This is a genomic window from Streptomyces sp. NPDC001292 (assembly GCF_042896465.1).
GTDB lineage: Bacteria > Actinomycetota > Actinomycetes > Streptomycetales > Streptomycetaceae > Streptomyces.
Window position 1 is genome coordinate 1 of the sequence record NZ_JBIAXG010000079.1, and the last position, 23,753, is coordinate 23,753.

Consider the following 23,753-nt stretch of genomic DNA (forward strand, 5'->3'; position numbering starts at 1 on the left):
CGAATTACTGCCCCTCACTGTTCGGGTTCCGGGGATCGGCGGTGGTGTACGGCTCCAGCTCGTCGGGCCGGAAGTAGTGGAAGCGGCCGTACCAGCTGTGCAGTTCGGCCGCCGGGTCGTCGTCGAGGGTGACGGCGAGGTGCACGCTGCCGTTCACGTCGTGGAAGACCGCGGCCACGTGCGCGGCCCGCCCGGCCAGGAACATGTCCTGGGCGTCGGCACCCCGGCCCCGCGGACGCAGCCGGACACGGCTGCCGCTTCCTACGGGCACCCCCTCGACGAGCACCGTCTCGGTGGTGGGGGAGAGGCCGTCGTCACCGCCCTCCTGCCACCAGGCGGGCCGCTCCGCGGCAAGGCCTCCTGGGGCGGCCGTGCCGGCGACGGCCGTGGCGGCGGTGGGCGCGGCGGGTGCCGCGGGAGCCAGTGAGCGGATGGCGCCGTGCAGCCGGGAGAGGACCTCCGGGGGCATGTTGTCCACCCGGTCCAGGATCTCGGCGGCGCGCGGGTCGGTGGCGCGCGCCTCGCGCTTCTCCTCGTCGGTCAGGAGCATCGTCCGCAACGTCAGGATCTCGTCGATCTCCGCCGCGTCGTGCAGGTCGCCCGGGCTCTCGGGCGCGACCCGGGGACGGTCGGGCAGGATGATCGGCGCGGAGAGCAGCACGGGTCCGGTGCCGCCGTCCGACGACTGCGCGTGGCGGGCGGCGCCGGTGCCGTCGCCCGTGGCGGCCGGTTCGCCGCCGAGGACGGGGAAGGTGAACGCGTTGCGGCAGTCGCGGACGTGCTCCAGCAGGTCCGTCGGCGGGTCGGTCAGCGAGACGAACTCCACGTCCGTGCCGCCGATGAGGGTGTGCGTGGCGATGAGCGCCTGGCGCAGTGCCGCGTCCCGCGGGTCCTGCGGGTTTGCCGCGTGCCCGGTGTTCTCGGTGCGCACGCGCAGCCGGACCAGGCCGTCCGCGAGGCGCTCCGCCGTGAGCGTGGTGTCCGCCCGGATCTCCGCGCGCCGCCGTACGATCCGCCCGGCGCCCCCGGCCGGCGACTCGCTCTCCTCGCCGGCCGCCGCTCCCACCGGGGCGGTGCACTCCCGCCGCAGCAGGTCCTCCAGCGATACGACGAGGTCGGTCTCGCGCGGCACCGCCTCGTCGAAGGTCAGATGCGTCGTGCCGTCGCCGGCCCGCAGCGACTCCACGGCGTGGTGCCCGCCGTCCGGACCGGTCTCCTCCACCTGTTTGTGCTGCGCCTGGAGGTAGCGCACCCTGATCCGCAGGACGGGGTCGGGCCCGTGGACCCGCAGCAGGCACTCGGTTTGCTGGTACCAGGAGTCGGCGGAGCCGGACACGCCGACCGTGACGGGTCCGTCGCGCTCCACCCAGTTCCGCGGCAGCAGCACCCCGAACTGCCACCGGACGCGGTTCTTGGAGGAGGAGCGGCGGTACGGATAGAGCAGGTAGCCCTCGTAGAGGACGGCGTCGGCGACCGCGCTCACCTGCTCGAAGGGCCGCCCGCCTGGGCCGACCGGCACGGCACTGTCGCCGCCCACGGCACCCTCGACCACAGCATCCGGCATCAGGCCCTCCTCCGACTCGCAGGTTCGCCATGCCTTCCACCACGCACCGACCGCTCACGCGCCATCTCCCCCTCCTGCCCAGTGCTGTTGGGCCGTCCGGGGGAGCGGCGGATTCCCGGACGTTCGCTCAGCCCGGCAGGCGTGGCACGCGCAGGGCCAGCAGGGCCACGTCGTCGTCGTAGGCGTCCTGGCGGCCGAGCAGCGCGTCGCACAGCGCGTCCAGCGGGGCGCAGGCCAGGGCGGCGGCATGGTCCGCCAGGTCCCGCAGGCCGGCGTCGATGTCCCGGTCACGGCGCTCGATCAGGCCGTCGGTGAACAGCAGCAGGGTGCTCTCCGGGGGCAGCGGGTGCCTGTGGTCGGGACGGGGCAGGCCCGGTTCGACGCCGACCGGGATGCCGTGGGCGTCGGGAGCGAGGCAGTGGGCCGTGCCTTCCGCGGTGATCAGCAGCGGCGGCGGGTGCCCGGCGTTGGTCCAGCGCAGGACGTACCCGGCGTCGGGTTCCCACTCGATGCGGGCCAGGACCAGGGTGGCGGCCGACGGATCACCGAACGCGGTCAGCGCCCGGTCGAGCCTGTCCACGATCAGGCTGGGCGGCCCGCACCGGTCGAGGGCCAAGGCCCGCAGCATGTTGCGGATCTGCCCCATCAGCGGCGCCGCCTCCACGTCGTGGCCGGTCACGTCACCGACGACGACCAGGACCGCCCCGTCGGGCAGCCCGAGGGCGTCGTACCAGTCACCACCGAGGTGGGGCAGCTCGGACGCCGGCTCGTAGCGGGCCTCCACCCGCAGCGGGGACAGGTCGGGCAGCACCGGCAGCAGACGGCGCTGGAACTGTTCGGCGGACCGCTTGAGCCGCTCGTACAGACGGGCGTTCTCGATGCTGACACTCGCGGCGCTGGCCAGCGCGGTCAGCAGGGCCTCGTCGGCGTCGGCGAACGGCGTGCCGTCCTCCTTGTCGGCCAGGTAGAGGTTGCCGTAGACGGTGTCGCGCACGGTCAGCGGGACCCCGAGCAGCGTGGTCATGACCGGGTGGCCGTCGGGGAAGCCGGCCGAGCGGGGATCGGCGGCGATGTCGTCGACCCGCAACGGCTTGGGCGCCTCGATCAGCTCGCCCAGCAGTCCATGGCCCTGCGGGAGCCCGGATTCGGCCAGGAGCCGCTCGGCGTCGACGCCGACGGTGATCAGGTCGACGATCCCCCCGCCCTCGCCGAGCACGCCGAGGGCGCCGTAGCGCGCGGCGATGAGATCGGTGCCCGCCTGCACCAGGTGCCGCAGCACGGTGCGGGTGTCCCTGTCGGCGCTGATGGCCACCACCGCGTCCAGCAGGCGGTGCAGCCTGCGGCGGTCCAGGCTGAGCTGCCGGATCCGGGCGCTGAGCTCCTCGTAGGCCTCACCACCCGGCGTCCGGCCGCTTCCCGGGGCTGCGGCGGCCCTCTGGCCGGCCGTCTCTTCCGGCTCCGGCCGCCATGGATCGTCCGACATGGGGCACCTCCCGGCAGGGCCGGTGCTCGTCCTCACCGTCCGGGCCCCGGCACGGCCACCTTACGCCGAGTGGGAGGGGGTGGCCTCCCCCACTCGCCACGAGCCGGACGGGAAAGCCCGAAGGCGGCGGCGCACCGGCGTACGCTACGGAACTGCCCAGCTCAGGTCCCCTCGTGAGGAAGAGTCACAGTGATGCAGAAGATCTCCCTCGACGCCCTCGCGCGCGAGCACCTCGGACGGGCCGAGGCGTCCTCGGCCGGCCGCAGCGCGGAGACCGTCTACGGCGGTCACGAACACGTGCTGCGCCAGACCCTCATCACCCTGCGCGCCGGCACGGCCCTGGCCGAGCACGACAACCGCGGTGAGGCGACCGTGCTGGTGCTGCGCGGACGGGTGGTGCTGCGCAGCGGCGACACGTCGTGGGAGGGCATGGCGGGGGATCTGCTCATCGTGCCGCAGGCCCGGCACAGCCTGGAGGCCGTCGAGGACGCCGCGGCCCTGCTGACGGTCACCAAGACGGCCTGACCCGGCGGTCACCCGCGTCCCTCCCCCCGGCGGTGGCGGTGCGGCGATCGACGGAGGGCCGTGCCCGCTAATTTTACGAACAGCCCATGTAATGGTGGGGAAATCGCCCCCGCAGCGCGGGCGCCACCCGCGCATCTTCGCCCGCTTCGCCCACCTGGGGCCCGGCGAAGCGTTCACCCTGGTCAACAACCACGAGCCCAAGCCGCTGCGCCGCGAGTTCGAAGCCGCCCACCCCGGTGTGTTCACCTGGGACCACCTCGAATCCGGACCCTCGCGACGGCAGGTCCGCATCGGCCGGAGGGCTCCCGAGGCCTGAGCCCCTCGTCCACCGCTGGGCGGGACGGCTCCCCGCGCCCGGGCGAGGACCCGCACCCCGGCCAGGACGTATAGCCCGCGGCCGCTTCGGGTACCCGGGCGGCGGCCGCGAGAAGATGAGGAGCGCGCGATGGCTCCCGCGAAGCAGAGGACGGCGGCGTCCGCACGCACCGGACGACGGGCGCCGGTCCGTGCCGGCAAGCGGTACGACGCGGTGCCCGAACCCGACGGCGAAACCGACCTGCTCGGTCAGTACCTGCGCCAGATCGGTGCGACACCGCTGCTCGACGCTGAGGGCGAGGTGCGGCTCGCCCAGCACATCGAAGCCGGTCTGCACGCCGCGGAGGAACTGCGGCAGGCCGACGAGGACGGCCGTGAGCTCGCGCCGGAGCGCCGGCGGGAACTGGAGGCCGCCGTGCGGGACGGCCAGGAGGCCAAGGACCACATGGTGCGGGCCAACCTCCGGCTCGTCGTGGCGATGGCCAAACGCCACGCCCACCGAGGGCTGCCGCTCCTCGACGTCATCCAGGAGGGCAATCTGGGGCTCATCCGGGCCGTGGAGAAGTTCGACCACACCAAGGGGTTCAAGTTCTCCACCTACGCCACCTGGTGGATCCGCCAGGCGATGGAGCGCGGCCTCGCCACGCACGCGCGTTCCGTGCGGCTGCCGATGCACGTCGTGGAGCAGCTGCAGAAGCTCGCCAAGATCGAACGCAAGTTGCAGCTGCGCCTCGAACACGAGCCGAGCGTCGAGGAGGTCGCCCGCGAGAGCGGCCTCGCCGAGGACAGGGTCGTCTGGCTGCGCCGCGTCGGCCGGCAGGTGATCAGCCTGGACATGCCGGTGGACGACACCGGTGAGACGGTCGTCGGCGATCTCATCGCCGACACGGAGGTGTTGCGGGCCCCCGAGGTCGCCGAGTACCAGGCGCTGGCCGCGGAACTGCGGGAGGCCGTCGACACACTCGCGCCGCGCGAGGCTCTCATCCTCAGCCTGCGGTACGGCCTGCACGACGGGCACCAGCGCACCCTGAAGGAGGTCGCCCAGCACGTGGGCCTGACCCGTGAGCGCGTACGTCAGCTGGAGAAGCAGTCACTGGCCCAGCTGAGGGAACAGGAGCCCGGCGAACGGCTCCTGGCGTGGGCGAGCTGACGCCACGGGCAGAACGGTGCGCCCGGCACGATCACCGGGCGCACGGCTCCACCCCGACCGCCGCGGACCGCGGCTGCGGCCGTCACCAGCGGTACCAGCGGCCCCTTCGGCCGCCGCTGCCCGCGGGCCGTACGAGGAAACCGAGCAGCCACAGCACGAGCACGATGACCGCGATCCACCACAGCGCCTTCAGTGCGAACCCGACGCCGAAGAGGATCAGGGCGAGCAGAAGAACCAGCAGCAAGGGAACCATGGATATCAACCTCCGGACCTCCGAATGCCCGCCTTGCTCGGGAAAACACGCCGGGAATTCCGGTGTTTCCGCACTTGAAGCGGGGGAACTCGTGGATGCTGCCCGCGCCCCGGCTCGTGCGGCCGGACGCGGTGGTGCGGGGGAGCGGGGCCGTCCGGCGCCGTGACGTTCCGCGGGGTCGTCCGCGCCGCGCGGTGAGGATGGCGTCCGGCATCGAGTCGGCTCGGGTGCGGAGATCCGGAGGCAGAGGTGACGGTGCGTCGTATCGGCCTGGTCGTCCACGGCGGGCGCGGTGAGGCCGCGGCCGCCGCCCGCACCGTGCGTGAGTGGTGCGACGAGCACGGCGTGGGGTGCGCGGACATCGACGTGTGGCACGACGGAGGGCGGCGCAGCTCCCGGGAGGAGGTCGAGGCCGCCGGCGACCCGGACCTCATCGTCACCCTGGGCGGCGACGGCACGTTCCTGCGCGGCGCCCGGCTGGCCGCCGTGAACGACGCCCTGGTCCTGGGCGTCGACCTCGGCCGGGTCGGTTTCCTCACGGAGGTGCCCGTCACGGTCGTGCGCGCCGCGCTGGACGCCGTCGTCGCGGGCCGCCTCACGGTGGAGAGCCGGATGATGCTCAACCTGCGCGCCTCGCGCCGCCTGGAGGTGCCCGCGGACATCGAGGAGCTGATGCGCTACGGCCGTCGCCCGATCCTGCCGCCGCCGCGGGTCCGCGCCGACTGCCAGGCCGGTGGCGACTGGGGCATCCCGCTGAACGTCACCGCGCTGAACGACGTCGTGCTGGAGAAGCTGGCCCGGGACCGGCAGGTGTCCGTCGGCGTCTACCTCGCGGGCCGGCTCCTGGCGTCCTATTCGGCCGACGCGCTGCTGGTCGCCACGCCGACAGGTTCCACGGCCTACAGCTTCGCCGCGGGGGGCCCGGTCGTCTCGCCCCGCGCGGACGCCCTGGTCTTCACGCCGGTCGCCCCGCACATGGTGTTCAACCGCTCGGTCGTGGCCGCGCCGGACGAACCGGTCGGCCTGCGCGTCCTGGAACGCTCGGGCCAGGCCGCCGTCAGCATCGACGGCCAGTTGCGCGGTGTGCTCGACCCCGGTGACTGGATCGGCGTCTACGCCGCCGCGCGCCGGCTGCGGGCCGTCCGGCTGGGCCCCATGGACTTCTACGGCCGTCTGCGCGACCGCATGAATCTCACCGACGCCCCGGCCGCGGTCGCCGACGGCACCCCGGCCCCGCTGTGGCCGGTGACGTCACCCCCACCGGCGGACCTCGCCCACCTGGCCATACCGACCCGCCCCGGCGACGCCACACGGGTCCCGTGAATCCCCGGTGAACCGGCTGGCCCCAGGGCCTCCCACGCCTGCCTGCTCAGGGGCGGGGCTCCATGGGCAGGCGGTGGGCGGCGAGCGCGGCCAGGTCGTCGTCGAGGTGTCCGTCGCTGTAGGCGAGCAGATCCACGTGCAGGTGCTCCAGGAGCTCGCCGGGCGGAAGGCCGGCCCACGGCCGGACGCGCTCGGCGAGCGGGTAGAAGGCGCCGGTGGGGTCGCGGGTCTCGGTGACACCGTCGGTGTACAGCAGCAACTTGTCGCCGGGCCGGAGGGGCTCGACGTCCACGTGGTAACCGTCTCCGAACAGCCCACCGAGGTTGATGGGCGGCGAGGGCGCGGTCGACTCCAGCTCGGTGACCCGGCCCGCGCTGACGAGCAGCGGAGGCGGGTGGCCGCAGTTGACGAGACGCACGACGTGCTCGTCGTCGGGGATCTCCGCGAACACCGCCGTCGCGAAGCGCTCGGCCGCCTCCGCGCCGGGCAGCTGCGCGGCGTAGCGGCTCATGCTGCGCTCCACGCGCCGGGCCAGACCGGCCAGATCGGGCTCGTCGGGTGCGGCCTCCCGGAAGGCTCCGAGCATTGTCGCGGCCGTCTCCACGGCGGCCAGGCCCTTGCCGCGGACGTCGCCGATGAGCAGACGCACTCCGTGCGCCGTCGGCACGGCCTCGTACAGATCGCCGCCGATCTGCGCCTCGGCCGCGGCGGAGAGGTACAAGGTCTCCACGGAGACCTGGCCGAGACGGTGCGGGACCGGGCGCAGTAGAACGCGCTGCGCGGTCTCCGCCACGGAACGCACCGTGGCGAGGGTGTGCTCGCGGCGCGTACGGTGCGCCGCGAGGATCGTGCCGAGGATGCCCACCACGAAGGTGCAGACGTAGTTGGCCACGTAGTGGCGGTCCCACAGATAGCCCACGGGACGGCCCGCACAGCACGGGGTGCCGGCCAGGACGCCCTCGAAGACGATGGCGAACACCGTGACGGCGGCGACCACGCCGGGGCCGTACCCGAAGGCGGCCACCAGGGGCAGGGCGGTGAGCACGAAGCTCACGGGCCACTGAACCGGAGTGATCGGTTCGACGATGAGGACCACCACGACGTAGAAGACCGGCAGCCAGCGCAGCCACAAGGGCTGGGCGGGCACCGGCGACTGCTCCCTCGGCTCGCGCGGCTTGCCCGTGTCGCGGCCGGGCCGCCTCACCGTTCGGCCCCACGGGACCCGGGAGGCCGCGGGAGCGTGGCGGGTCCGGGCCGGCGCACGGCGGTGCGGCCCGGCTCCGGGCGACGGTCCTCGCGGAAACACTCAGGCGGCCTGTTCACAGGTACTCCCGGCGGGCTTGATCAAGACCACCAGCCTGCTGCGTCGCACCGCCACCGCCTCGGCATTGCTCCAGGCAAGGGCATGTCAGCGAGGCCGGAGGCCGCCGCCCCGGACGGACACGACCGGGGCGCCGTGCGAGGTGCGCCCCGGTCGTGCGTGGAGCGGCCTGGCCCGATCAGGACGCCGCGCAGGCTCCGAGCGCCGGTGTGGAGTTGTTGCCGTTCTTCACCGCGGTGAAGCCGAAGCCGGTCGAGGCGCCCGCCGCGAGACTGCCGTTGCAGGAGGCGGCGCGCACGGTCATGACGTTGCCGCTGCCGTCCCAGCCGGCGGTGCCGTTCCACAGGGAACACCGGGCTCACCGCGTCCATCACGGTGACCAACACCGGCACCGCGCCGATCGAGGGACGGGCGCTGGCCTTCACCCTGCGGGCGGGACAGACCATCACCTCAGGCTGGAACGCCACCTTCTCCCCGGGCGAGCGGCGCCGTCACCGTCCGCAACGTCTCCTACAACGCCGGTCTGGCCCCCGGAGCCTCCACCGGCCCGGGCTTCCAGGCCGAACACAATGGAAACGCCGGTGATCCGGCGTCCTTCGCCCTCAACGGAGCCGCCTGCCAGGTGAATTGAATCCGATGATCGTCCTCGCCGAACGGGAGGACCCCACCGCCGCGCGGACGCGCCCCGGCGCCCTCGACTCGGTCGTCGGGGCAGCCGGGGCGCGGTGCGGCCGGGCTCGCCGGATTCCGAGGGGCCCGTGGATTCCGCGGGACTCAGAGGGAGGGGCCGGACTCCTCGGGCCGGAGACGGCCCCGCCAGGCCCCGGACTCGCCTCCGCGCTCCTCGATGTACTGCTTGAAGCGCTTCATGTCACCCTTTACGCGCCGGTCGACCACGCCCAGCATGTCCCCAGCCGTCTCCACGGCACCGCTGGGCTCGACCTCCATGACGAGCTCCACGCGGGTGTGCGTGTCGTCGACGCGCTCGAAGCGGACCATGCCCTTCTGCCGGGTGTCGCCGGTGGTGGTGCGCCACGTGATGCGCTCATCGGGCATCTGGTCGACGATCTCGGTGTCGAACTCCCGCTGGACGCCGCCGATCTTGGTGGTCCAGTGGTTGTGACGGTCGTCGAGCTGCCTGACCTCCTCGACACCCTCCATGAACCTCGGGAACTCCTCGAACTGCGTCCACTGGTTGTAGGCGGTGTGGACGGGGACGTCGACTTCAACCGTTTCCTTGACCGTGCTCATCTGCGCCTCCTGTCTCGCTGATCGGCGGCGGGACGGGTGTCCCGCCGCGGAATCCCCGGCAGGGGCGACGAGTACCCCGAGGAGCCCGGTTCACGACCGGTTCGGCGCGGGTCAGCCGAGCTTTCCGGTGCGGGCGGCCCGCCACAGGTCGACGCCGCCGTCGGTGGCGTACTTGTCGATCTCGGCCAGCTCCTCGGCGCTGAAGTCCATGCGGTCCAGCGCGGCCACGTTCTGCTCCAGCTGCTCCACCCGGGAGGCGCCGATCACCAGGGAGGTGACGCGCTCGTCGCGCAGGGCCCAGGCGAGGGCCATCTGCGCGAGGGTCTGCCCGCGGCGGGCCGCGATGTCGTTCAGGGCCCGCAGCCTGCGCAGCATGTCCTCGGACAGCCAGGCGGTGTCGAAGGAGGTGCCCTGCGCGGCCCGCGAGTCCTCCGGCACGCCCTGGAGGTAGCGCCCGGTCAGCAGCCCCTGGGCCAGGGCGGTGAAACCGATGACACCGAAACCCTCCTCCTCCGCCACGTCGAGCAGCCCCTCGGTCTCGATCCAGCGGTTGACCATGCTGTACGAGGGCTGGTGGATGAGCAGCGGGGTGCCCAGCTCGCGCAGGATGGCGGCGGCCTGCCGGCTTCGCTCGGCGTCGTAGGAGGAGATGCCGACGTACAGGGCCTTGCCCTGGCGGACGGCGGTGTCCAGCGCGCCCATCGTCTCCTCCAGCGGCGTGCTCGCGTCCAGCCGGTGGGAGTAGAAGATGTCGACATAGTCCAGGCCCATGCGCTTCAGCGACTGGTCCAGCGAGGCGAGCAGGTACTTGCGGGAACCACCGCCCTGCCCGTACGGGCCGGGCCACATGTCCCAGCCCGCCTTGGTGGAGATCACCATCTCGTCCCGGTACGGCGCGAGGTCCCGCTTCATCAGACGCCCGAAGTTGATCTCCGCCGAGCCGTAGGGCGGGCCGTAGTTGTTCGCCAGGTCGTGATGGGTGATGCCCAGGTCGAAGGCGCGCAGGGCGATCTCGCGCTGGGTCTCGAAGGGCCGGTCGTCGCCGAAGTTGTGCCAGTAGCCCAGGGACAGGACGGGCAGGTCGAGCCCTGAGTGCCCGGTGCGGCGGTAGCGCATGGTGCCTTGGTAACGCTCAGCATCCGCGACGTAGGTCATCGGGTGGTCTCCGAGTGGTGCGTTCAGGGGCGTCTCCCCGGGATCGAGGGGACGCCCCCACCTTGCTCCAGCATGATCCTGAAGTCCAACCGCTCCGTCCCGTCGGACTCGGCGCCCGGCGCTTGCGAACCGGGCGTACGGCGCGGGCGGCGCGCCCGCCGGCGACGGTGCGGGGGCCGTCCGGGGCGCCGTTCCGGCCGGGCCGGCTCAGGAGGCGCGGGGCGGCGCGGTGAGGTGCTCGCCGAGCTGCTCCACGAGTTCGCTCATGGTGTGCCCGACGAGCCCGGCGTCCGCGTCCTCGGTGGTGATCAGCGCCAGATGCGCGCCCTCGCCGGCCTCGACGATGAACAGCACCCCTCCGTAGAACTCGGTCATCGCCGAGCGGACGCCGCCGGTGCCGTCGCCGAACTCGACGGACGCGCCGTGGGACAGCGACTGGATGCCGGCGGCGATCGCGGCGAGCTGGTCGGCCTGGTCGGGGGTGAGCTCCGGGGTGCGGCACAGCTTCAGTCCGTCCCGGGACAGCACGAGCGCGTGCCGCGCGCCCGGGGTCCGCTCCAGCAGGCCCTCCAGGAGCCAGGTGAGCTTGTCGTCGGCGGTGGTCTGGCCGGTCATGAGGTGGTGTCGCCTTCCGGGTGCTCGTACGGGTGGGAGTGCGGGGAAGCCGGGCCGTGTCGGCGGGGTGGCGGCGTCGTGCGCGCTCTGCCGCCTCGGGGGCCGTATCGGATGACGCCGCCGGGTCGGGTGCGACGGCGTGCACGGCCCAGCGGCGGCTGCCTCGGTCTGGCCCTGGGGCAGGGCCTGGCACTCGCCGGTGACACGTGTTGCTCAACTGCCGGTCACTATACGAGCCTTGGTGATCGTCTTGGCAATCCCTGGGGTGAGTATCCCTGCCGGCACCGTTCAGCTGGAAGCGTGGGCCTGAACCATCCGGCCGAAGCGATGGGCGGTGGACGAGGCCGGGACGCGACGGATCGCGATCAGGGCCACGTCGTCGTCGAGGCGCCCGCCGGTGTGGGCGAGCAGGTCGCGCTGGACGTGGTGGAGCAGGGACTCCGGGGAGCCGTCGGACCACTGGGCCGTCCGCTCGACCAGCGGGTAGAAGACGCCGCGGCCGTCACGGGCCTCCACGGCCCCGTCGGTGTAGAGCAGCAGGGTGTCGCCGAGACCGAAGGGCAGGACGTCGACGATGGAGCCGTTCGGGTCGGTCAGGCCGACCCCGAGCGGCGGGGCGGGAGTGAGGTCGGGCGTGGCCACCGACCGGTCCTGTCTCAGCAGCAGCGGGGCCACATGTCCGCAGCTGGTCAGCCGCACGACCGGTTCCTCGTCCGGGATCTCCAGCAGCAGGGCGGTGACGAAGCGCTCCCCGGCCTCCTCCTCCGGTTCGAAGTCGGACAGGTAGCGGGTGATGCTCCGCTCCAGGGAGGCGGCGAGCGAGGGCAGGGCGGCGTGGTGATGAGCGGCCTCCCGGAAGGCGCCGAGCAGCAGGGCCGCCTCGCCGATGGCGGGCAGCCCCTTGCCGCGCACGTCGCCGATCATCACCCGGGCACCGCTGTCGGTGCGGGCGGCCGCGTAGAGGTCGCCGCCGATCGACGCCTCGTCCTCGGCGGCCAGGTAGAGGGAGGCGAGCTGAAGCGGGCCCAGCCTGGTCGGCAGGGGCCACAGCAGCACCCGCTGAGCGGCTTCGGCGACCGACCGGACCTGGGCCAGCTCGCGTGCACGCCGATCCCGGACCGCGCACAGGGCCACCACGAGCAAGGAGAGCACTGCGAGGGCGATCATCTGTACGAACACTTCCCGCGACGGCAGGATGCCCAGCCGCCAGCCCGCGAATCCCTGGGCCGCCACCGCGGCGGCACCGATGGCCCCTGTGATCCACGGTCCCTCGAACCACGCGGTGATCGCGGGAGCTATCACCAGCAGCGGACCGAGCACGATGTCGGAAGGAGCCACGATGTCGGACACGGTGATGAGGACGATGAGCGCGACCGGGATCAGCAACAGTATGTGACCTGACTGCCGTTCCTGCGCCCGGTCGGCGAAACGCCCCTGCCAGGAACTCACGCCTACCACAGTGCACCGCTGCAGCACGGCGTGCGAGCGCAGTCACCCGGTTCACCGGCCGGGGACGACCCCTCGGCCGGCCGCCGCGGGTCCGTCCCGCCGCCGCATGGACCGGCGGCGGGCCCGCGAAGGCGGAAAACCCGGGGTGTCCCCGGTGTCGGGCGCCTGTTCGGGTGGCACCCGCCGTCCGGCGGCGAGTGCTCGCGCACGCCCCGACCAGAGGAGGGCCCGCCCAGGCGGTGCCCAGCGCCGGGTACGCGGGCCCGCGCCCCACCGCCGCGCTCGCGCTTGCCGGACCGGCCCCGAGGCGTCCGTCGGCCACCGTCCCGGCATCCGGCGGCCGCCGCCCGCCGTCTCTCCGTACCGGCAGGCAGTCGGAGTCGACCCCGCCCCGACGACCAGGCCGGCAGCGCGGGCCCGGCCCGCCGCGCGGGCTCATGGACATGGAGGCCGGGCCCAGCCCGCTGGGTCGGACAGAGGCCCCTGCCACCCGTGGCCGGCGGCGCCGCCGTGGTGGTACCGACCGGGAGGCCCGGGCAGGAGGAGGGGCCGGCGGTCACGGCGTCCCGTGGGGCCGGACCCGGAGCGATGCGCATGGTGGTCTCCGGTGCGGCCTCCGCACCGGAGACCGGACGGCGCGACCGCTTCGGTGGTCGGCCGCGCACCCGGCTTCGGTGTGGGAAGAGGCGTTGTCGGTCGGTTCACCATGCCATCGCGTCCAGCAGCGCCTCCGGGTCCGGCTCCGGGTGGCCGTCCAGGCTCAGCTCCGCCCAGATCACCTTGCCGTGCGCCACATAGCGCGTGCCCCACCGGTCCGCGAACTGCGAGACCAGGAACAGGCCGCGGCCGCCCTCGTCGGTGGTCGCCGCGCGCCTGAGGTGCGGCGAGGTGCTGCTGCCGTCCGACACCTCGCAGATCAGCGTGCGCCCGAGCAGGATCCTGACCCGCACGGGTTCGGCGCCGTAGCGGATGGCGTTGGTCAGCAGCTCGCTGAGCACCAGTTCCGTGGCGAAGCAGGACTCCTCCAGCCCCCAGTCGTGCAGTCGACGCGTCACCTCGCCGCGTACCCGGGAGACCGCCTCCGCCTCGAACGGCACGTCCCAGACCGCCACCCGCGACGGATCGAGCAGCCGCGTCCGGGCGACGAGCAGGGCCACGTCGTCGCTCGGATGCTCCGGCAGCATCACCTCCATCAGCGCCCGGCAGGTCTCCTCCGGCGTCCGGTCCGCAGGCGCGACGGTCTCGGCGAGCATCGACAGCCCCTCGTCGATGTCCCGACTGCGGTCCTCGATCAGACCGTCGGTGAACAGCACGAGCCGGCTGCCCTCCGGCAGGCTCAGCTCACCCGTCTCGAACGGATGCCCGCCCACCCCCAGCGGCGGTGCCAGGGGCAGGTCCGGGAAGGTCACCCGTCCCATGGGGTCCACCACGGCCGGTACGACGTGACCCGCGCGGGAGATGGCGCAGTGGCCGCCCACCGGGTCGTAGATGGCGTACAGGCAGGTGGCCCCCGTGACCGCGGACACCTCGCCGTCCGTGCTCGCCGTCTGGGTGTCCAGCCGCATCACCATCTCGTCCAGATGGCCGAGCAGCTCCTCGGGAGGCAGGTCCAGGGACGAGAAGTTGAGCACCGCCGTGCGCAGCCGGCCCATCGTCACCGCCGCGTGCAGGCCGTGCCCCACGACGTCGCCGACCACCAGCGCCACCCGGAAGCCGGGCAGGGGGATGACGTCGAACCAGTCGCCGCCCACACCGGACTGGGCCGGCAGATACCGCCACGCCACCTCCAGCGCGTCCTGGTCGGGCAGGTCCCTGGGGAGCAGACTGCGCTGAAGCGTCACCGCCATCGCGTGCTCGCGGGAGTAGCGGCGGGCGTTGTCGATCGCCACCGCCGCCCGGGCCACCAACTCCTCGGCGACCGCGACGTCCTCCTCCTCGAACCGGGGCGAGCCGGCACCCCGCCAGAAGTTGACCATGCCGAGGGGCACGCCCCGCGCCCTGAGGGGAACGGTGATCAGCGAATGGATGCCGTGGTCGAGCACCCGGACCGCACCCTGGGGATCCCGGGACCGCCAGTCCTGCGCGCGGTGCAGGTCCGGCACCAGCACCGCCTTGCCGCGTCGCAGCGTCGCCCCCATCGACGTGTCGGCCACCACGAACTGGATGAGGTCGCCCACCGGCTGGAGCGGGCTGCGCCGGTTGGCCTCGTGCAGCGCGGTGCGGCGCATCCGGTGCATCGTTCCGGTGGGCTCCTCGCCGTGCAGTACGGACTCCAGCAGCTCCACGGTGACGATGTCCGCCACCCGCGGGACCGCCACCTCGGCGAGCTCCTGCGCGGTACGCCGCACGTCCAGCGTCGTGCCGATCCGCACCCCGGCCTCGTACAGCAGCGTCAGGCGTTCCCGGGCCAGCTCGGCCCGGCCCGACAGGGCCCGCAGTTCGGTGGTGTCACGGAAGCTGGCCACCAGCCCCGGGGCGTTGCCGTACGGGGTCGTGCGCCGGGTGTTGACCGCCAGCAGCCGGTCCCCGGCCGGGAACACCGCGTCGGACGCGACCTCGCCCGACTTCAGCAGCCGCGTCATCCCCGGCCCCAGGCCCAGCTCCGTGACGTGCCGCTGGTCGGCGTCGCGGGGGAGGTCCAGCAGCCGGCGCGCCTCGTCGTTGGCGAGCAGGACCCGTCCGTCGGCGTCGACGATCAGTACGCCCTCGCGCACCGCGTGCAGGACGGCGTCGTGGTGCTCGTACATGCGGGTCATCTCGGTCGGGCCGAGACCGCGGGTCTGGCGGCGCAGCCGCCGGCTGACGAGGAAGGTGCCGGCGGTCGCGAGCACCACGGCCAGCGCCGCCGCGTCCAGCACCATCGGAATCTGCTGGTCCAGCAGGTGCCCCAGGGTCTGGACCTCGATTCCCGCGGTGACGATGCCGACCACGTGCCGGCTGGCGCCCACCACGGGTACCACCGCGCGTACGGAGTCGGTCGGGCTGCCGTGGAACGTCTCCGTGAAGGTCTTGCCCGCGAGGGCCCGGCCGATCTCCTGCGCCGGAGTGCCGATCAGCCGCGGCTCCGGGTCGGTGAGCCGCACGCCCCGATTGTTCAGCACGGAGATGAAGTCGACACCGGAACTCAGCTGCGCCTTCTCCGCCGGGACCCTCAGCAGCGCCGACGGATCGGGCGACTGGAGGGCCGCAGCCGTACCGGGTGCCTGCGCGAACGCCTCAGCGACGGCCAGGGAGCGCGCCTTGGCGATGTTCTCCCCGTCGTTCCGCCGCTGGAGCACCACGGCGGTGGCGGCCGCGGCGACGAGCACCAGGACGACGACCACCTGCAACAGGAAGACCTGCGCGGCCACCGTGCCAGGCCGCCGGAACGGCGCAAAGCGAAACCCGGAGGCACTCCGGGCCGTCCCGGTCACCGGGCGGCGGGCCTGATCGTCCGCCCGCCGCTCACTGAACGGCGGTTGCGCTGCCCTCCGGGACCGGCGGGAACAACCGACCATGCACTCATTTCTAACACCGCGGTTCCCTGCCGGGCGACCGGTATGTTCGATCAATCCCACCCATTGTGGATCGGTGGTTTCACCTGGATATCACCGAGCAAGGGCTGTTCCGTCCAGATCGTCTTTCCGGAGCCGGTGTACCGGGTGCCCCAGCGCTGGGCGAGCTGGGCGACCAGGAACAGGCCCCGTCCGCCCTCGTCCGTGCTGCGCGCGCGCCGCAGGTGCGGGGAGGTGTGGCCGCCGTCCGAGACCTCGCAGATCAGGGTGCGCTCGTGGATGAGGCGAAGATTGATCGGCCCGACGGCGTGCCGGATGGCGTTGGTGACCAGCTCGCTGACGATCAGCTCCGTGGTGAAGGCCAGCTCCTCAAGGTTCCACTGGGACAGCCGGCCGCTGACGTCGTCGCGCACCACGCGCACGGCCGACGGGTCGGCGGGTACGTCCCAGGAGGCCACGCGGTCCGGGCTGAGGACACGCGTCCTGGCGACGAGGAAGGCGACGTCGTCCCGCGGCCGGTCCGACAGCAGGGCGCGGACCATGATGTCGCAGATCTCCTCCAGCGGCCGGTCGGGGTGGGCCAGGGCGAAGCACAGCCGCTCGATCCCGACGTCGACGTCCTGGTCCGACGCCTGGATCAGCCCGTCGGTGTAGAGGGCGATGACGCTGCCCTCCTCCAACGGGATCTCGGCCGACTCGAACGGCAGTCCGCCCAGCCCCAGGGGCGGGCCGGCGGGGATGTCGGGGAACTCCACGGGCTCGCTCAGGTGCGCGACGGCCGGGGTGGGATGTCCGGCGCGCGCCACGACCATCGTCCGGGCGATGGGGTCGTAGATGGCGTACACGCAGGTCGCGCCGGCCGCGGCCGGGCCCTCGGCGGCCGCCTCCGCCTCGTCCGACAGGCGCATCACCAGGTCGTTCACGTGTGCCAGCAGCTCGTCCGGGGACTGATCCAGGTCGGCCAGCGTCTGCACGGCGGCGCGCAGCCGGCCCATGCTGGCCGCGGCGTGCAGGCCGTGCCCGATCACGTCGCCCACCACCAGCGCGACCCGGGCACCGGAGAGCGGGATGACGTCGAACCAGTCCCCGCCCACCCCCGACTCCGCGTCGGCGGGGAGATAGCGATGGGCGACCTCGACGGCGTTGTGCGAGGGCAGGTTGGGCGGCAGCAGGCTGGTCTGGAGGGTGAGCGCGGCCTGGTGCTCGCGGGCGAATCGCCGGGCGTTGTCCACGCACACGGCGGCCCGTGCCACCAGATCCTCGATCAGGAGCTGGTCGTCCTCGGTGAAGGGCTCGGGGTTCTCCCAGCGCAACAGGGTCACCACGCCCATCGTGACGCCGCGGGCCCGCAGCGGCAGCACCAGGTGCGTGTGCACCCCGAACCGGTTGATCCCGGTCCACCGCACCGGGTCGTCGGGGAGCCAGGGCGTCCCCGGGCCGAGGGCCTCACGGCTGGGTTCTCCGGTGGCCAGGCACCGGTTCTGCAGGGACCCGGCGGGGTACCGGATGGGTTCGCCGACCTCGGAGATCACCTTGGGCAGGTCCGGCCGGATCGACAGATGGGCCGCCCGGCGCAGCGGGACCGGGCCGCCCGGCGAGCGGGTGGGCGGGCCCTTCCCCGTGGTCGCGACGTCCAGGAGATCGATGGCCACGAAGTCGGCGAGCTGCGGGACGGCGACCTCCGCGAACTCCTGGACCGTCCGGTCGAGATCCAGAGTGCTTCCGATGTGTTCGCTGGCGGCGTTCAGCAGCACCAGCCGCTCGCGGGTCGGGTCCTGGACGGTGACGTCCCGGGCGGCGTAGCAGATCCCGAGCGTACGGCCCGCGCCGTCGTGCAGCGGGAAGAAGGAGCGAGGCCAGGAGCGCTCGCGGCCGGACCGGGCTGTCCTGCCGTGCCGGGGCGGCGCGTGGGTGACGGTGACCTGGTGCTGCCCGGAGACCAGCCTCTGCCGGGCGTGCCGGGTCACGACCGACGACGTCGTGCCCGTGTGGGAGCCGGTCGGGGCGGTGTCGGTCGCGTCGGTGCCGGTGGGGGCGGTGCCGGTCCTTGCGGTGTCGGTAGGGGCGGTGCCGGTGGGAGGAGTGCCGGCCGGGACGCCTGTCCCGAGGACGAGCCAGTCGCGGCGGCCGTCGTCGGAGAGCAGCGGGCACACCCGCACGGCGAGCCGCACCGCGTGGCCCGCGCGGTGGCGCACCGTGACCACGGTCTTCCCGGCACGGTCGCTCCGGTGCAGCCGGGACACCGCGGCGGTCGGGGCGCGGCCGCCCAGCAGCGCCCGCGCTGGATGCCGTACGACGTCGGCGGCGCAGTAGCCGAGCAGGTCCTGGGCTCCGTGGCTCCAGTAGGTGATCAGCCCGTCGGCGTCGACGACCGCCACCGCCGTGGTCGTGGTGAACGGATCGCCCGGACTCGTACCGCTCACGCCGTTGACGCCCATGCCTTCATCCTACGGGCAGGACCCCCACCAGCAATGTTGCCATCGGGGGCGGTGTCCCGCCGCCCGGGAGACGGGTGGGGCGGGGAGCGCGGGCGGGTCGGGACGCCGGGGCCCGGCTACGCCCCCGCCGCCAGTGCCTTCAGCGGCTCGTCGGTCAGCCGGTACACCGTCCACTCGTCCTGCGGGCGTGCTCCGAGGGCCTCGTAGAAGCCGATCGCCGGCGTGTTCCAGTTCAGGACCGACCACTCCAGGCGTTCGTACCCGCGCTCGACGCAGACCCGGGCCAGCTCCGTCAGCAGTGCCCGGCCGTACCCGCCGCCGCGGGCCTCCGGGCGGACGTAGAGGTCCTCGAGGTAGACGCCGTGTACGCCCCGCCAGGTGGAGAAGTTGAGGAACCACAGGGCGAAGCCCACCACTTCGCCGCCCGCGTCCTGCGCGATGTGCGCGAACGCCGCGGGGCGCTCGCCGAACAGTGCCTCGGCGAGCTGCTGCGGCGTCGCCCTTACCTCGTCCAGGGCCTTCTCGTACTCGGCCAGTTCGCGGATCAGGGCGTGGATGACGGGGACGTCGGCGGGGGTCGCGGTGCGGATCATGGGCGCAGTCTCACACACCGCTTCCCCCCGTCGGACAAGCGGGTGCGGATCAGACCGCGGGCGCCGGGTAGGTCGGGTACTCCACCCCGGAGACGTACTGGACGACGCGGATGACCTGGCAGGAGTAGCCGAACTCGTTGTCGTACCACAGGTAGAGGATCGCGTTGTCGCCCTCGACCTTGGTGGCGCCGGCGTCGACGATCGAGGCGTGGCGCGAGCCGATGAAGTCGCTGGAGACCGCGTCGGGAGCGCTGGTGAAGTCGATCTGGCGCTTGAGCGGCGAGGTCAGCGACACGTTGCGCAGGTAGTCCAGGACCTCTTCGCGGCTGGTCTCGCGCGCCAGCTGCAGGTTGAGGATCGCGATGGAGACGTCCGGCACCGGCACGCGGATCGAGCTGCCGGTGATCTTCGCCGTGAGGTCGGGCAGCGCCTTGGCCACGGCGGAGGCGGCGCCGGTCTCGGTGATGACCATGTTGAGCGGCGCGGAGCGGCCGCGGCGTTCGGCCTTGTGGTAGTTGTCCAGGAGGTTCTGGTCGTTGGTGAACGAGTGGACGGTCTCCACGTGGCCGCGCAGCACGCCGTACTCGTCGTCCATCGCCTTCAGCGGCGGGACGATCGCGTTGGTGGTGCAGGAGGCGCAGGACAGGATCTGCTCGTCCGGCTTGATGTCGTCGTGGTTGACGCCGTGGACGATGTTGGGGACGTCGCCCTTGCCCGGCGCGGTCAGCACGACCTTGTCGATGCCGGGGCGCAGGTGCTTGGACAGGCCCTCGCGGTCGCGCCACTTGCCGGTGTTGTCGATGAGGATGGCGTCCTTGATGCCGTACGCCGTGTAGTCCACCGACGTCGGGTCGTCGGCGTAGATCACCTTGATCTCGTTGCCGTTGGCGATGATCGCGCTGTTCGCCTCGTCGACGGTGATCGTGCCCTGGAACTGGCCGTGGATGGAGTCGCGGCGCAGCAGCGAGGCACGCTTGACGATGTCCTGCTCGCCACCTCCGCGGACGACGATGGCGCGCAGTCGCAGGCCGTTGCCGGAGCCGGCCTTCTCGATGAGCAGGCGCGCCACGAGCCGGCCGATGCGGCCGAAGCCGTAGAGGACGACGTCGCGTCCGTCGCGGCGCTCGATCTTGTTGGCGCCGGTGGCGCCGGCGACGGCCTCGGCGGTGAACTCCTCCACCGACAGGCCGCGGTCGTCCTCACGGTACGTCGCGGCCAGCATGCCGATGTCTATCTGGGAGGGCCCGAGGTCGAGCGTGGTCAGGGCCCGCAGGAAGGGGAGCGTCTCGGTGACGGACAGCTCCTCACCGGCTATCTGACGGGCGAACCGGTGGGTCTTGAGGATGCTCACCACCGACTTGTTCACCAGGGAGCGGCTGTGGAGGAGGACGGTGACGTCCCGCTCCCGGTGCAGCTTCCCGATCATCGGGATCATCGACTCCGCGATCTCTTCGCGGTGCTTCCAGTTGGTGAACGAGTCGTCGTTGACAGTCACAGATCTATCTTTCGAGCTAGGCGGCGCTCATATGCTAACCCCATGGCTTGTCGATCATGACAGTGGGCCGTACCCGCTGTCGTGCCGGGTACGGCCCACTGCCGGGATTCCTCGGTGGTCGGTGGGTGCGGTCCCTTCGTTGTGGCCGGTTGGGGCGGTCCCGCCTCACTGGCGGGTGCGGCGGGTGAGTCCGACGGTCATGCCCATGGCGGCGAGCCCCAGCAGGGCTGTGATCGCGCCCAGCCAGCAGTTGTTCCAGATGATGCCGGCCCGGGCGCCGTGGGTCGCGGTCACGACCCAGGGGGAGATGATCAGCCACACGCCGAGCGGGGCGGTGATCCACGCCAGGCGGAACATGCGCTCGGGGGCCAGGGTGAGGCCGAGACCGACCAGTGCGACGGTGATGCCGATGATCAGATTGTTGACGGCGATATTGGGCTGGGCGGCGAAGTGCACCACCCACGGGGAAATCGCGGCGTAGACACCGGCCAGGACGATCAGCCCCTCGACGACGATCGCCCGGTTGCTGGCGGCCGTCCGCTCGAGGCGCTCTCGCATCTCGGCGATCTCTGGGTGCGAGCTCATTCCGGGGCCGGTGGAGTGCTGCGGATACGACATCACTGCCGTCTCCTCTCCATGAGATTGCCAGTGTGGAGCTTTTCCTGTATGGAGATTTCCCCCTTATGGGTGGTTTATCTACACATGTCAGCATTCCTGTAGTGAGTTGCGTCACAGTGCGAGCCCTGTGCGTGGAGCGCGGAGCCGTCTGCCAATCTTGTCGAGCGTGTGTCAAGAAGACGCCGATGACGTGCGGGGGTCCGGGGAGGGCGAGTGACGGGGCCAGAGGTGCCCGACGAATATCTGACGGGGTACGTGCAGATCCTGACCGACGTCTGTGCCACCGGACGCCGCCTGACCCGCGACGAGCTGGACCTGCTGCGCGCCCACGGGGAGCGGGCGGCGGAGGCCGGCCACGGACTGCGCAGACTCGTCCGCCGGCATCTCTCCGAGGCGAGGGCCTTCGCGCCCGCGCTGGCGTCCGCCGGCGTCGAACAGGTCCTCACCGCGGTGGAGCAGGCCGTCGACGCGTTCGCCGAAGGCCACGACCGCGCGCAGAAACTCGCCATGCGCAAGGAGGAGGCCGCCCGCCGGGAGTTCATCGACGACCTGCTCTACGGCCGCAGCGACCTCGGGCGGCTGGGCGAGCGCGCGGAACGCTACGGACTGCTGTTCTCCCGCGCCCACGCGGTGGCCGTCGCCCAGGGCGGGGAGCCCGTCGACGACACGCACCCGGCCATCCGGTACGTCGAGACCGAGGTGGTCGCCCGGTTCGGTGACCGGCGCATCCTGCTCACCACCAAGGACGGCCGGCTCATCTGCATCGCCCCGGGCGACCAGGACGACGTCCTGGCGTTCTTCGCCAAGCAGGCATACGCCTTCACCGACGGCGGCCGGGTCGCCATCGGACGTCCCCACCCGGGCGCCGGGGGAGTGGTCCACTCCTACGAGGAGGCCCTCAACGCCCTGGAACTCGCCGACCGGCTGGACCTCCAGGAGCCCGTCCTACGGGCCGCCGACCTCCTGGTGTATCCCGTCCTGACCCGCGACCGGCAGGCCATGGCCGATCTGGTCCGCGACACGCTGGGACCGCTGACGGCCGCCCGCGGCGGCGCCCAGCCGCTCCTGGACACCCTGACCGCCTATTTCGACGCCGGCTGCACGGCCGCGGAAGCGGCCCGCCGCCTCAACCTCAGCGTGCGCGCGTTCACCTACCGCCTGGAGCGCATCCACAAGCTGACCGGAGCCGACCCGGCCGACCCCGTGCACCGTTACACGCTCCAGACCGCCGTGATCGGCGCGCGCCTCCTCGGCTGGCCCGCCGCCGAGCTCTGACGGGCCGGGGCCGAGGAGCGCCGGCCGCGCGACGGCGGCGCCGTTCACCCCATCGCCCGTACACAACGAGCGGCGCTCCGGGACCGGTGTGAGCCTGGTGAGGGGATTCGGTGGGTGCGTCGCGCCGCCGTGGCCCGGAGGACCACGCGTTCTCCCCGGCCGGTCCGGCCGGTACCGCGACGTCCGCCCCGGCATGCCGCGGCCTTCGGGCCGCCGCCTGCGACCGACTCCGCCACCGACTCCATGGGAGGCCGACGACATGACGACCCAAGGCGGTACCGCTGAAGTCAGCCGGGAGCCCGCGACGCGTCAGGAGCGCGCGGGTTTCGACGAGATCAACATCCTCTGGATCTCCGAGGGCATGAGCTGCGACGGCGACACCGTCTCGCTGACCGCGGCCGACCAGCCCTCCATCGAGGACGTGGTGCTGGGGCTGATCCCCGGTCTGCCGAAGGTGAACCTGGTCAACAAGGTGCTCTCGCCGAGCCTGGGCGGCGAGGACTTCCTCGCCCCGTACCGGGCCGCGGCCCGCGGTGAGCTGACCCCGTTCATCCTCGTCATCGAGGGTTCGATCCCGAACCAGCGGATCATCGACGGGGACGGATACTGGACGTCGTTCGGCAACGACCCGGACACCGGGGAACCGCAGACGCTGAACTGGTGGATCGACCAGCTCGCTCCCCGGGCCTGGGCGGTGGTCGCGGCCGGCACCTGCGCCACCTACGGCGGCATCCACGCGATGGCGGGGAACCCGACGGGCTGCATGGGGCTGGCCGACTACCTGGGCTGGGACTTCAAGGCGGAGAGCGGCCTGCCGGTGGTGAACGTGCCCGGCTGCCCGATCCAGCCGGAGAACTTCATGGAGACCCTGATCTGGGTGCTCTACCACGCGGCGGGGACGGCGCCGGCGCCGCCGCTGGACCACATGCTGCGCCCGCAGTGGCTGTTCGGCAAGACGGTCCACGAGGGCTGCGACCGGGGCTCGTACTACGAGCAGGCGAGCTTCGCCATGGACTACAACTCCCCCAAGTGCCTGGTGAAGACGGGCTGCTGGGGTCCGGTGGTGAACTGCAACGTGCCCAAGCGGGGCTGGATGGCGGGCATCGGCGGATGCCCGAACGTCGGTGGCATCTGCATCGGCTGCACCATGCCGGGCTTCCCCGACGCGTTCATGCCGTTCATGGACGAGCCGCCCGGCGGCACCCTGTCGTCGATGCTGGTCAAACCGTACGGGGCGGTCATCCGGCGACTGCGCGGCCTGACGAACGACATGGTGAACCACGAGCCCAAGTGGCGCCACAACAAACGCAAACTGACCAGTGGTTACGACCCGCGCTGGCGTCCCTGAGGGCGCGGCCGGCGCACATCCGGCCGCCGCGCCGACCGGTGGCAAGCACGCTCTCCCAGCCCGCAGCGAGGAACGAGGTTCAGACCGA

Annotated in this window: 19 protein-coding genes and 2 pseudogenes; 7 read left to right on the forward strand and 14 right to left on the reverse strand. The window is 72.4% G+C overall.

Annotation, left to right across the window (positions count from 1 at the left end; all coding sequences use genetic code 11):
• Positions 1-4 precede the first annotated feature (4 nt).
• A complete protein-coding gene (locus ACFY4A_RS40640; RefSeq protein ID WP_390834346.1) occupies positions 5-1,564 on the reverse strand; it encodes a hypothetical protein in 1,560 nt (519 codons plus the stop codon).
• 127 nt (positions 1,565-1,691) lie between these two features.
• The gene (locus tag ACFY4A_RS40645; RefSeq protein ID WP_390834347.1) at positions 1,692-3,047 is read right to left on the reverse strand and encodes a PP2C family protein-serine/threonine phosphatase; all 1,356 of its coding nucleotides are present in this window, start codon (positions 3,045-3,047) and stop codon (positions 1,692-1,694) included.
• A 192-nt stretch (positions 3,048-3,239) separates the two neighbouring features.
• On the opposite strand from ACFY4A_RS40645, the gene ACFY4A_RS40650 reads away from it, so the two are divergent.
• The 3 genes from ACFY4A_RS40650 (at position 3,240) to ACFY4A_RS40660 (ending at position 5,037) form a co-directional block, all read left to right on the forward strand.
• Entirely contained in the window at positions 3,240-3,572 is a 333-nt protein-coding gene (locus tag ACFY4A_RS40650) for a cupin domain-containing protein (RefSeq protein WP_390834348.1), read from the forward strand.
• A gap of 91 nt (positions 3,573-3,663) precedes the next feature.
• A complete protein-coding gene (locus tag ACFY4A_RS40655) occupies positions 3,664-3,888 on the forward strand; it encodes a DUF2249 domain-containing protein (protein WP_390834349.1) in 225 nt (74 codons plus the stop codon).
• A gap of 129 nt (positions 3,889-4,017) precedes the next feature.
• Positions 4,018-5,037, forward strand: coding sequence for a sigma-70 family RNA polymerase sigma factor (locus tag ACFY4A_RS40660; protein WP_390834350.1), 1,020 nt, complete (start codon positions 4,018-4,020; stop codon positions 5,035-5,037).
• Between the two features lie 82 nt (positions 5,038-5,119).
• Here the strand turns inward: ACFY4A_RS40660 and ACFY4A_RS40665 are convergent, their stop codons facing one another.
• Positions 5,120-5,290 carry a DUF5670 family protein gene (locus ACFY4A_RS40665; RefSeq protein WP_390834352.1) on the reverse strand — a complete coding sequence of 57 codons (171 nt, stop codon included), beginning with the start codon at positions 5,288-5,290 and terminating at the stop codon, positions 5,120-5,122.
• Between the two features lie 249 nt (positions 5,291-5,539).
• Here ACFY4A_RS40665 and ACFY4A_RS40670 point away from each other — a divergent pair, with 249 nt between their 5' ends.
• Entirely contained in the window at positions 5,540-6,613 is a 1,074-nt protein-coding gene (locus ACFY4A_RS40670; protein WP_390834353.1) for an NAD(+)/NADH kinase, read from the forward strand.
• 46 nt (positions 6,614-6,659) lie between these two features.
• Here ACFY4A_RS40670 and ACFY4A_RS40675 read toward each other — a convergent pair whose 3' ends face one another.
• The gene (locus ACFY4A_RS40675; RefSeq protein WP_390834354.1) at positions 6,660-7,760 is read right to left on the reverse strand and encodes a PP2C family protein-serine/threonine phosphatase; all 1,101 of its coding nucleotides are present in this window, start codon (positions 7,758-7,760) and stop codon (positions 6,660-6,662) included.
• 352 nt (positions 7,761-8,112) lie between these two features.
• On the reverse strand, positions 8,113-8,238 hold the full coding sequence (locus ACFY4A_RS40680) for a hypothetical protein (RefSeq protein ID WP_390834355.1): 126 nt from the start codon (positions 8,236-8,238) through the stop codon (positions 8,113-8,115).
• Positions 8,239-8,282: 44 nt separating this feature from the next.
• On the opposite strand from ACFY4A_RS40680, the pseudogene ACFY4A_RS40685 reads away from it, so the two are divergent.
• Positions 8,283-8,565, forward strand: a pseudogene (locus ACFY4A_RS40685) (cellulose binding domain-containing protein); the annotation flags it as partial.
• 143 nt (positions 8,566-8,708) lie between these two features.
• On the opposite strand, the gene ACFY4A_RS40690 reads toward ACFY4A_RS40685, so the two are convergent.
• The 9 genes and pseudogenes from ACFY4A_RS40690 to ACFY4A_RS40730 form a co-directional block, all read right to left on the reverse strand.
• Entirely contained in the window at positions 8,709-9,185 is a 477-nt protein-coding gene (locus ACFY4A_RS40690) for an SRPBCC family protein (RefSeq protein WP_390834356.1), read from the reverse strand.
• Between the two features lie 111 nt (positions 9,186-9,296).
• The gene (mgrA, locus tag ACFY4A_RS40695) at positions 9,297-10,340 is read right to left on the reverse strand and encodes an L-glyceraldehyde 3-phosphate reductase (RefSeq protein WP_390834357.1); all 1,044 of its coding nucleotides are present in this window, start codon (positions 10,338-10,340) and stop codon (positions 9,297-9,299) included.
• Between the two features lie 207 nt (positions 10,341-10,547).
• A complete protein-coding gene (locus ACFY4A_RS40700) occupies positions 10,548-10,955 on the reverse strand; it encodes a roadblock/LC7 domain-containing protein (RefSeq protein ID WP_390834358.1) in 408 nt (135 codons plus the stop codon).
• A gap of 288 nt (positions 10,956-11,243) precedes the next feature.
• Positions 11,244-12,404, reverse strand: a complete 1,161-nt coding sequence (locus ACFY4A_RS40705; protein WP_390834359.1) for a PP2C family protein-serine/threonine phosphatase — start codon at positions 12,402-12,404, stop codon at positions 11,244-11,246.
• 701 nt (positions 12,405-13,105) lie between these two features.
• On the reverse strand, positions 13,106-15,901 hold the full coding sequence (locus ACFY4A_RS40710) for a SpoIIE family protein phosphatase (RefSeq protein WP_390834360.1): 2,796 nt from the start codon (positions 15,899-15,901) through the stop codon (positions 13,106-13,108).
• 50 nt (positions 15,902-15,951) lie between these two features.
• Positions 15,952-18,336 (reverse strand): SpoIIE family protein phosphatase, encoded by a 2,385-nt coding sequence (locus ACFY4A_RS40715; RefSeq protein WP_390834361.1) that lies wholly within the window; start codon positions 18,334-18,336, stop codon positions 15,952-15,954.
• A 116-nt stretch (positions 18,337-18,452) separates the two neighbouring features.
• Positions 18,453-18,950 (reverse strand): annotated as a pseudogene (locus tag ACFY4A_RS40720) (GNAT family N-acetyltransferase); the annotation flags it as partial.
• A gap of 28 nt (positions 18,951-18,978) precedes the next feature.
• Positions 18,979-20,424: a glyceraldehyde-3-phosphate dehydrogenase gene (locus ACFY4A_RS40725; RefSeq protein WP_390834362.1), complete on the reverse strand. Its 1,446-nt coding sequence runs from the start codon at positions 20,422-20,424 to the stop codon at positions 18,979-18,981.
• Between the two features lie 165 nt (positions 20,425-20,589).
• On the reverse strand, positions 20,590-21,042 hold the full coding sequence (locus ACFY4A_RS40730; protein ID WP_390834363.1) for an SPW repeat protein: 453 nt from the start codon (positions 21,040-21,042) through the stop codon (positions 20,590-20,592).
• Positions 21,043-21,255: 213 nt separating this feature from the next.
• On the opposite strand from ACFY4A_RS40730, the gene ACFY4A_RS40735 reads away from it, so the two are divergent.
• Together ACFY4A_RS40735 and ACFY4A_RS40740 are read left to right on the forward strand one after the other, a co-directional pair.
• Positions 21,256-22,317, forward strand: coding sequence for a PucR family transcriptional regulator (locus ACFY4A_RS40735; protein WP_390834364.1), 1,062 nt, complete (start codon positions 21,256-21,258; stop codon positions 22,315-22,317).
• A gap of 259 nt (positions 22,318-22,576) precedes the next feature.
• A complete protein-coding gene (locus ACFY4A_RS40740; protein WP_390834365.1) occupies positions 22,577-23,665 on the forward strand; it encodes a hydrogenase expression protein HypE in 1,089 nt (362 codons plus the stop codon).
• Positions 23,666-23,753 lie beyond the last annotated feature (88 nt).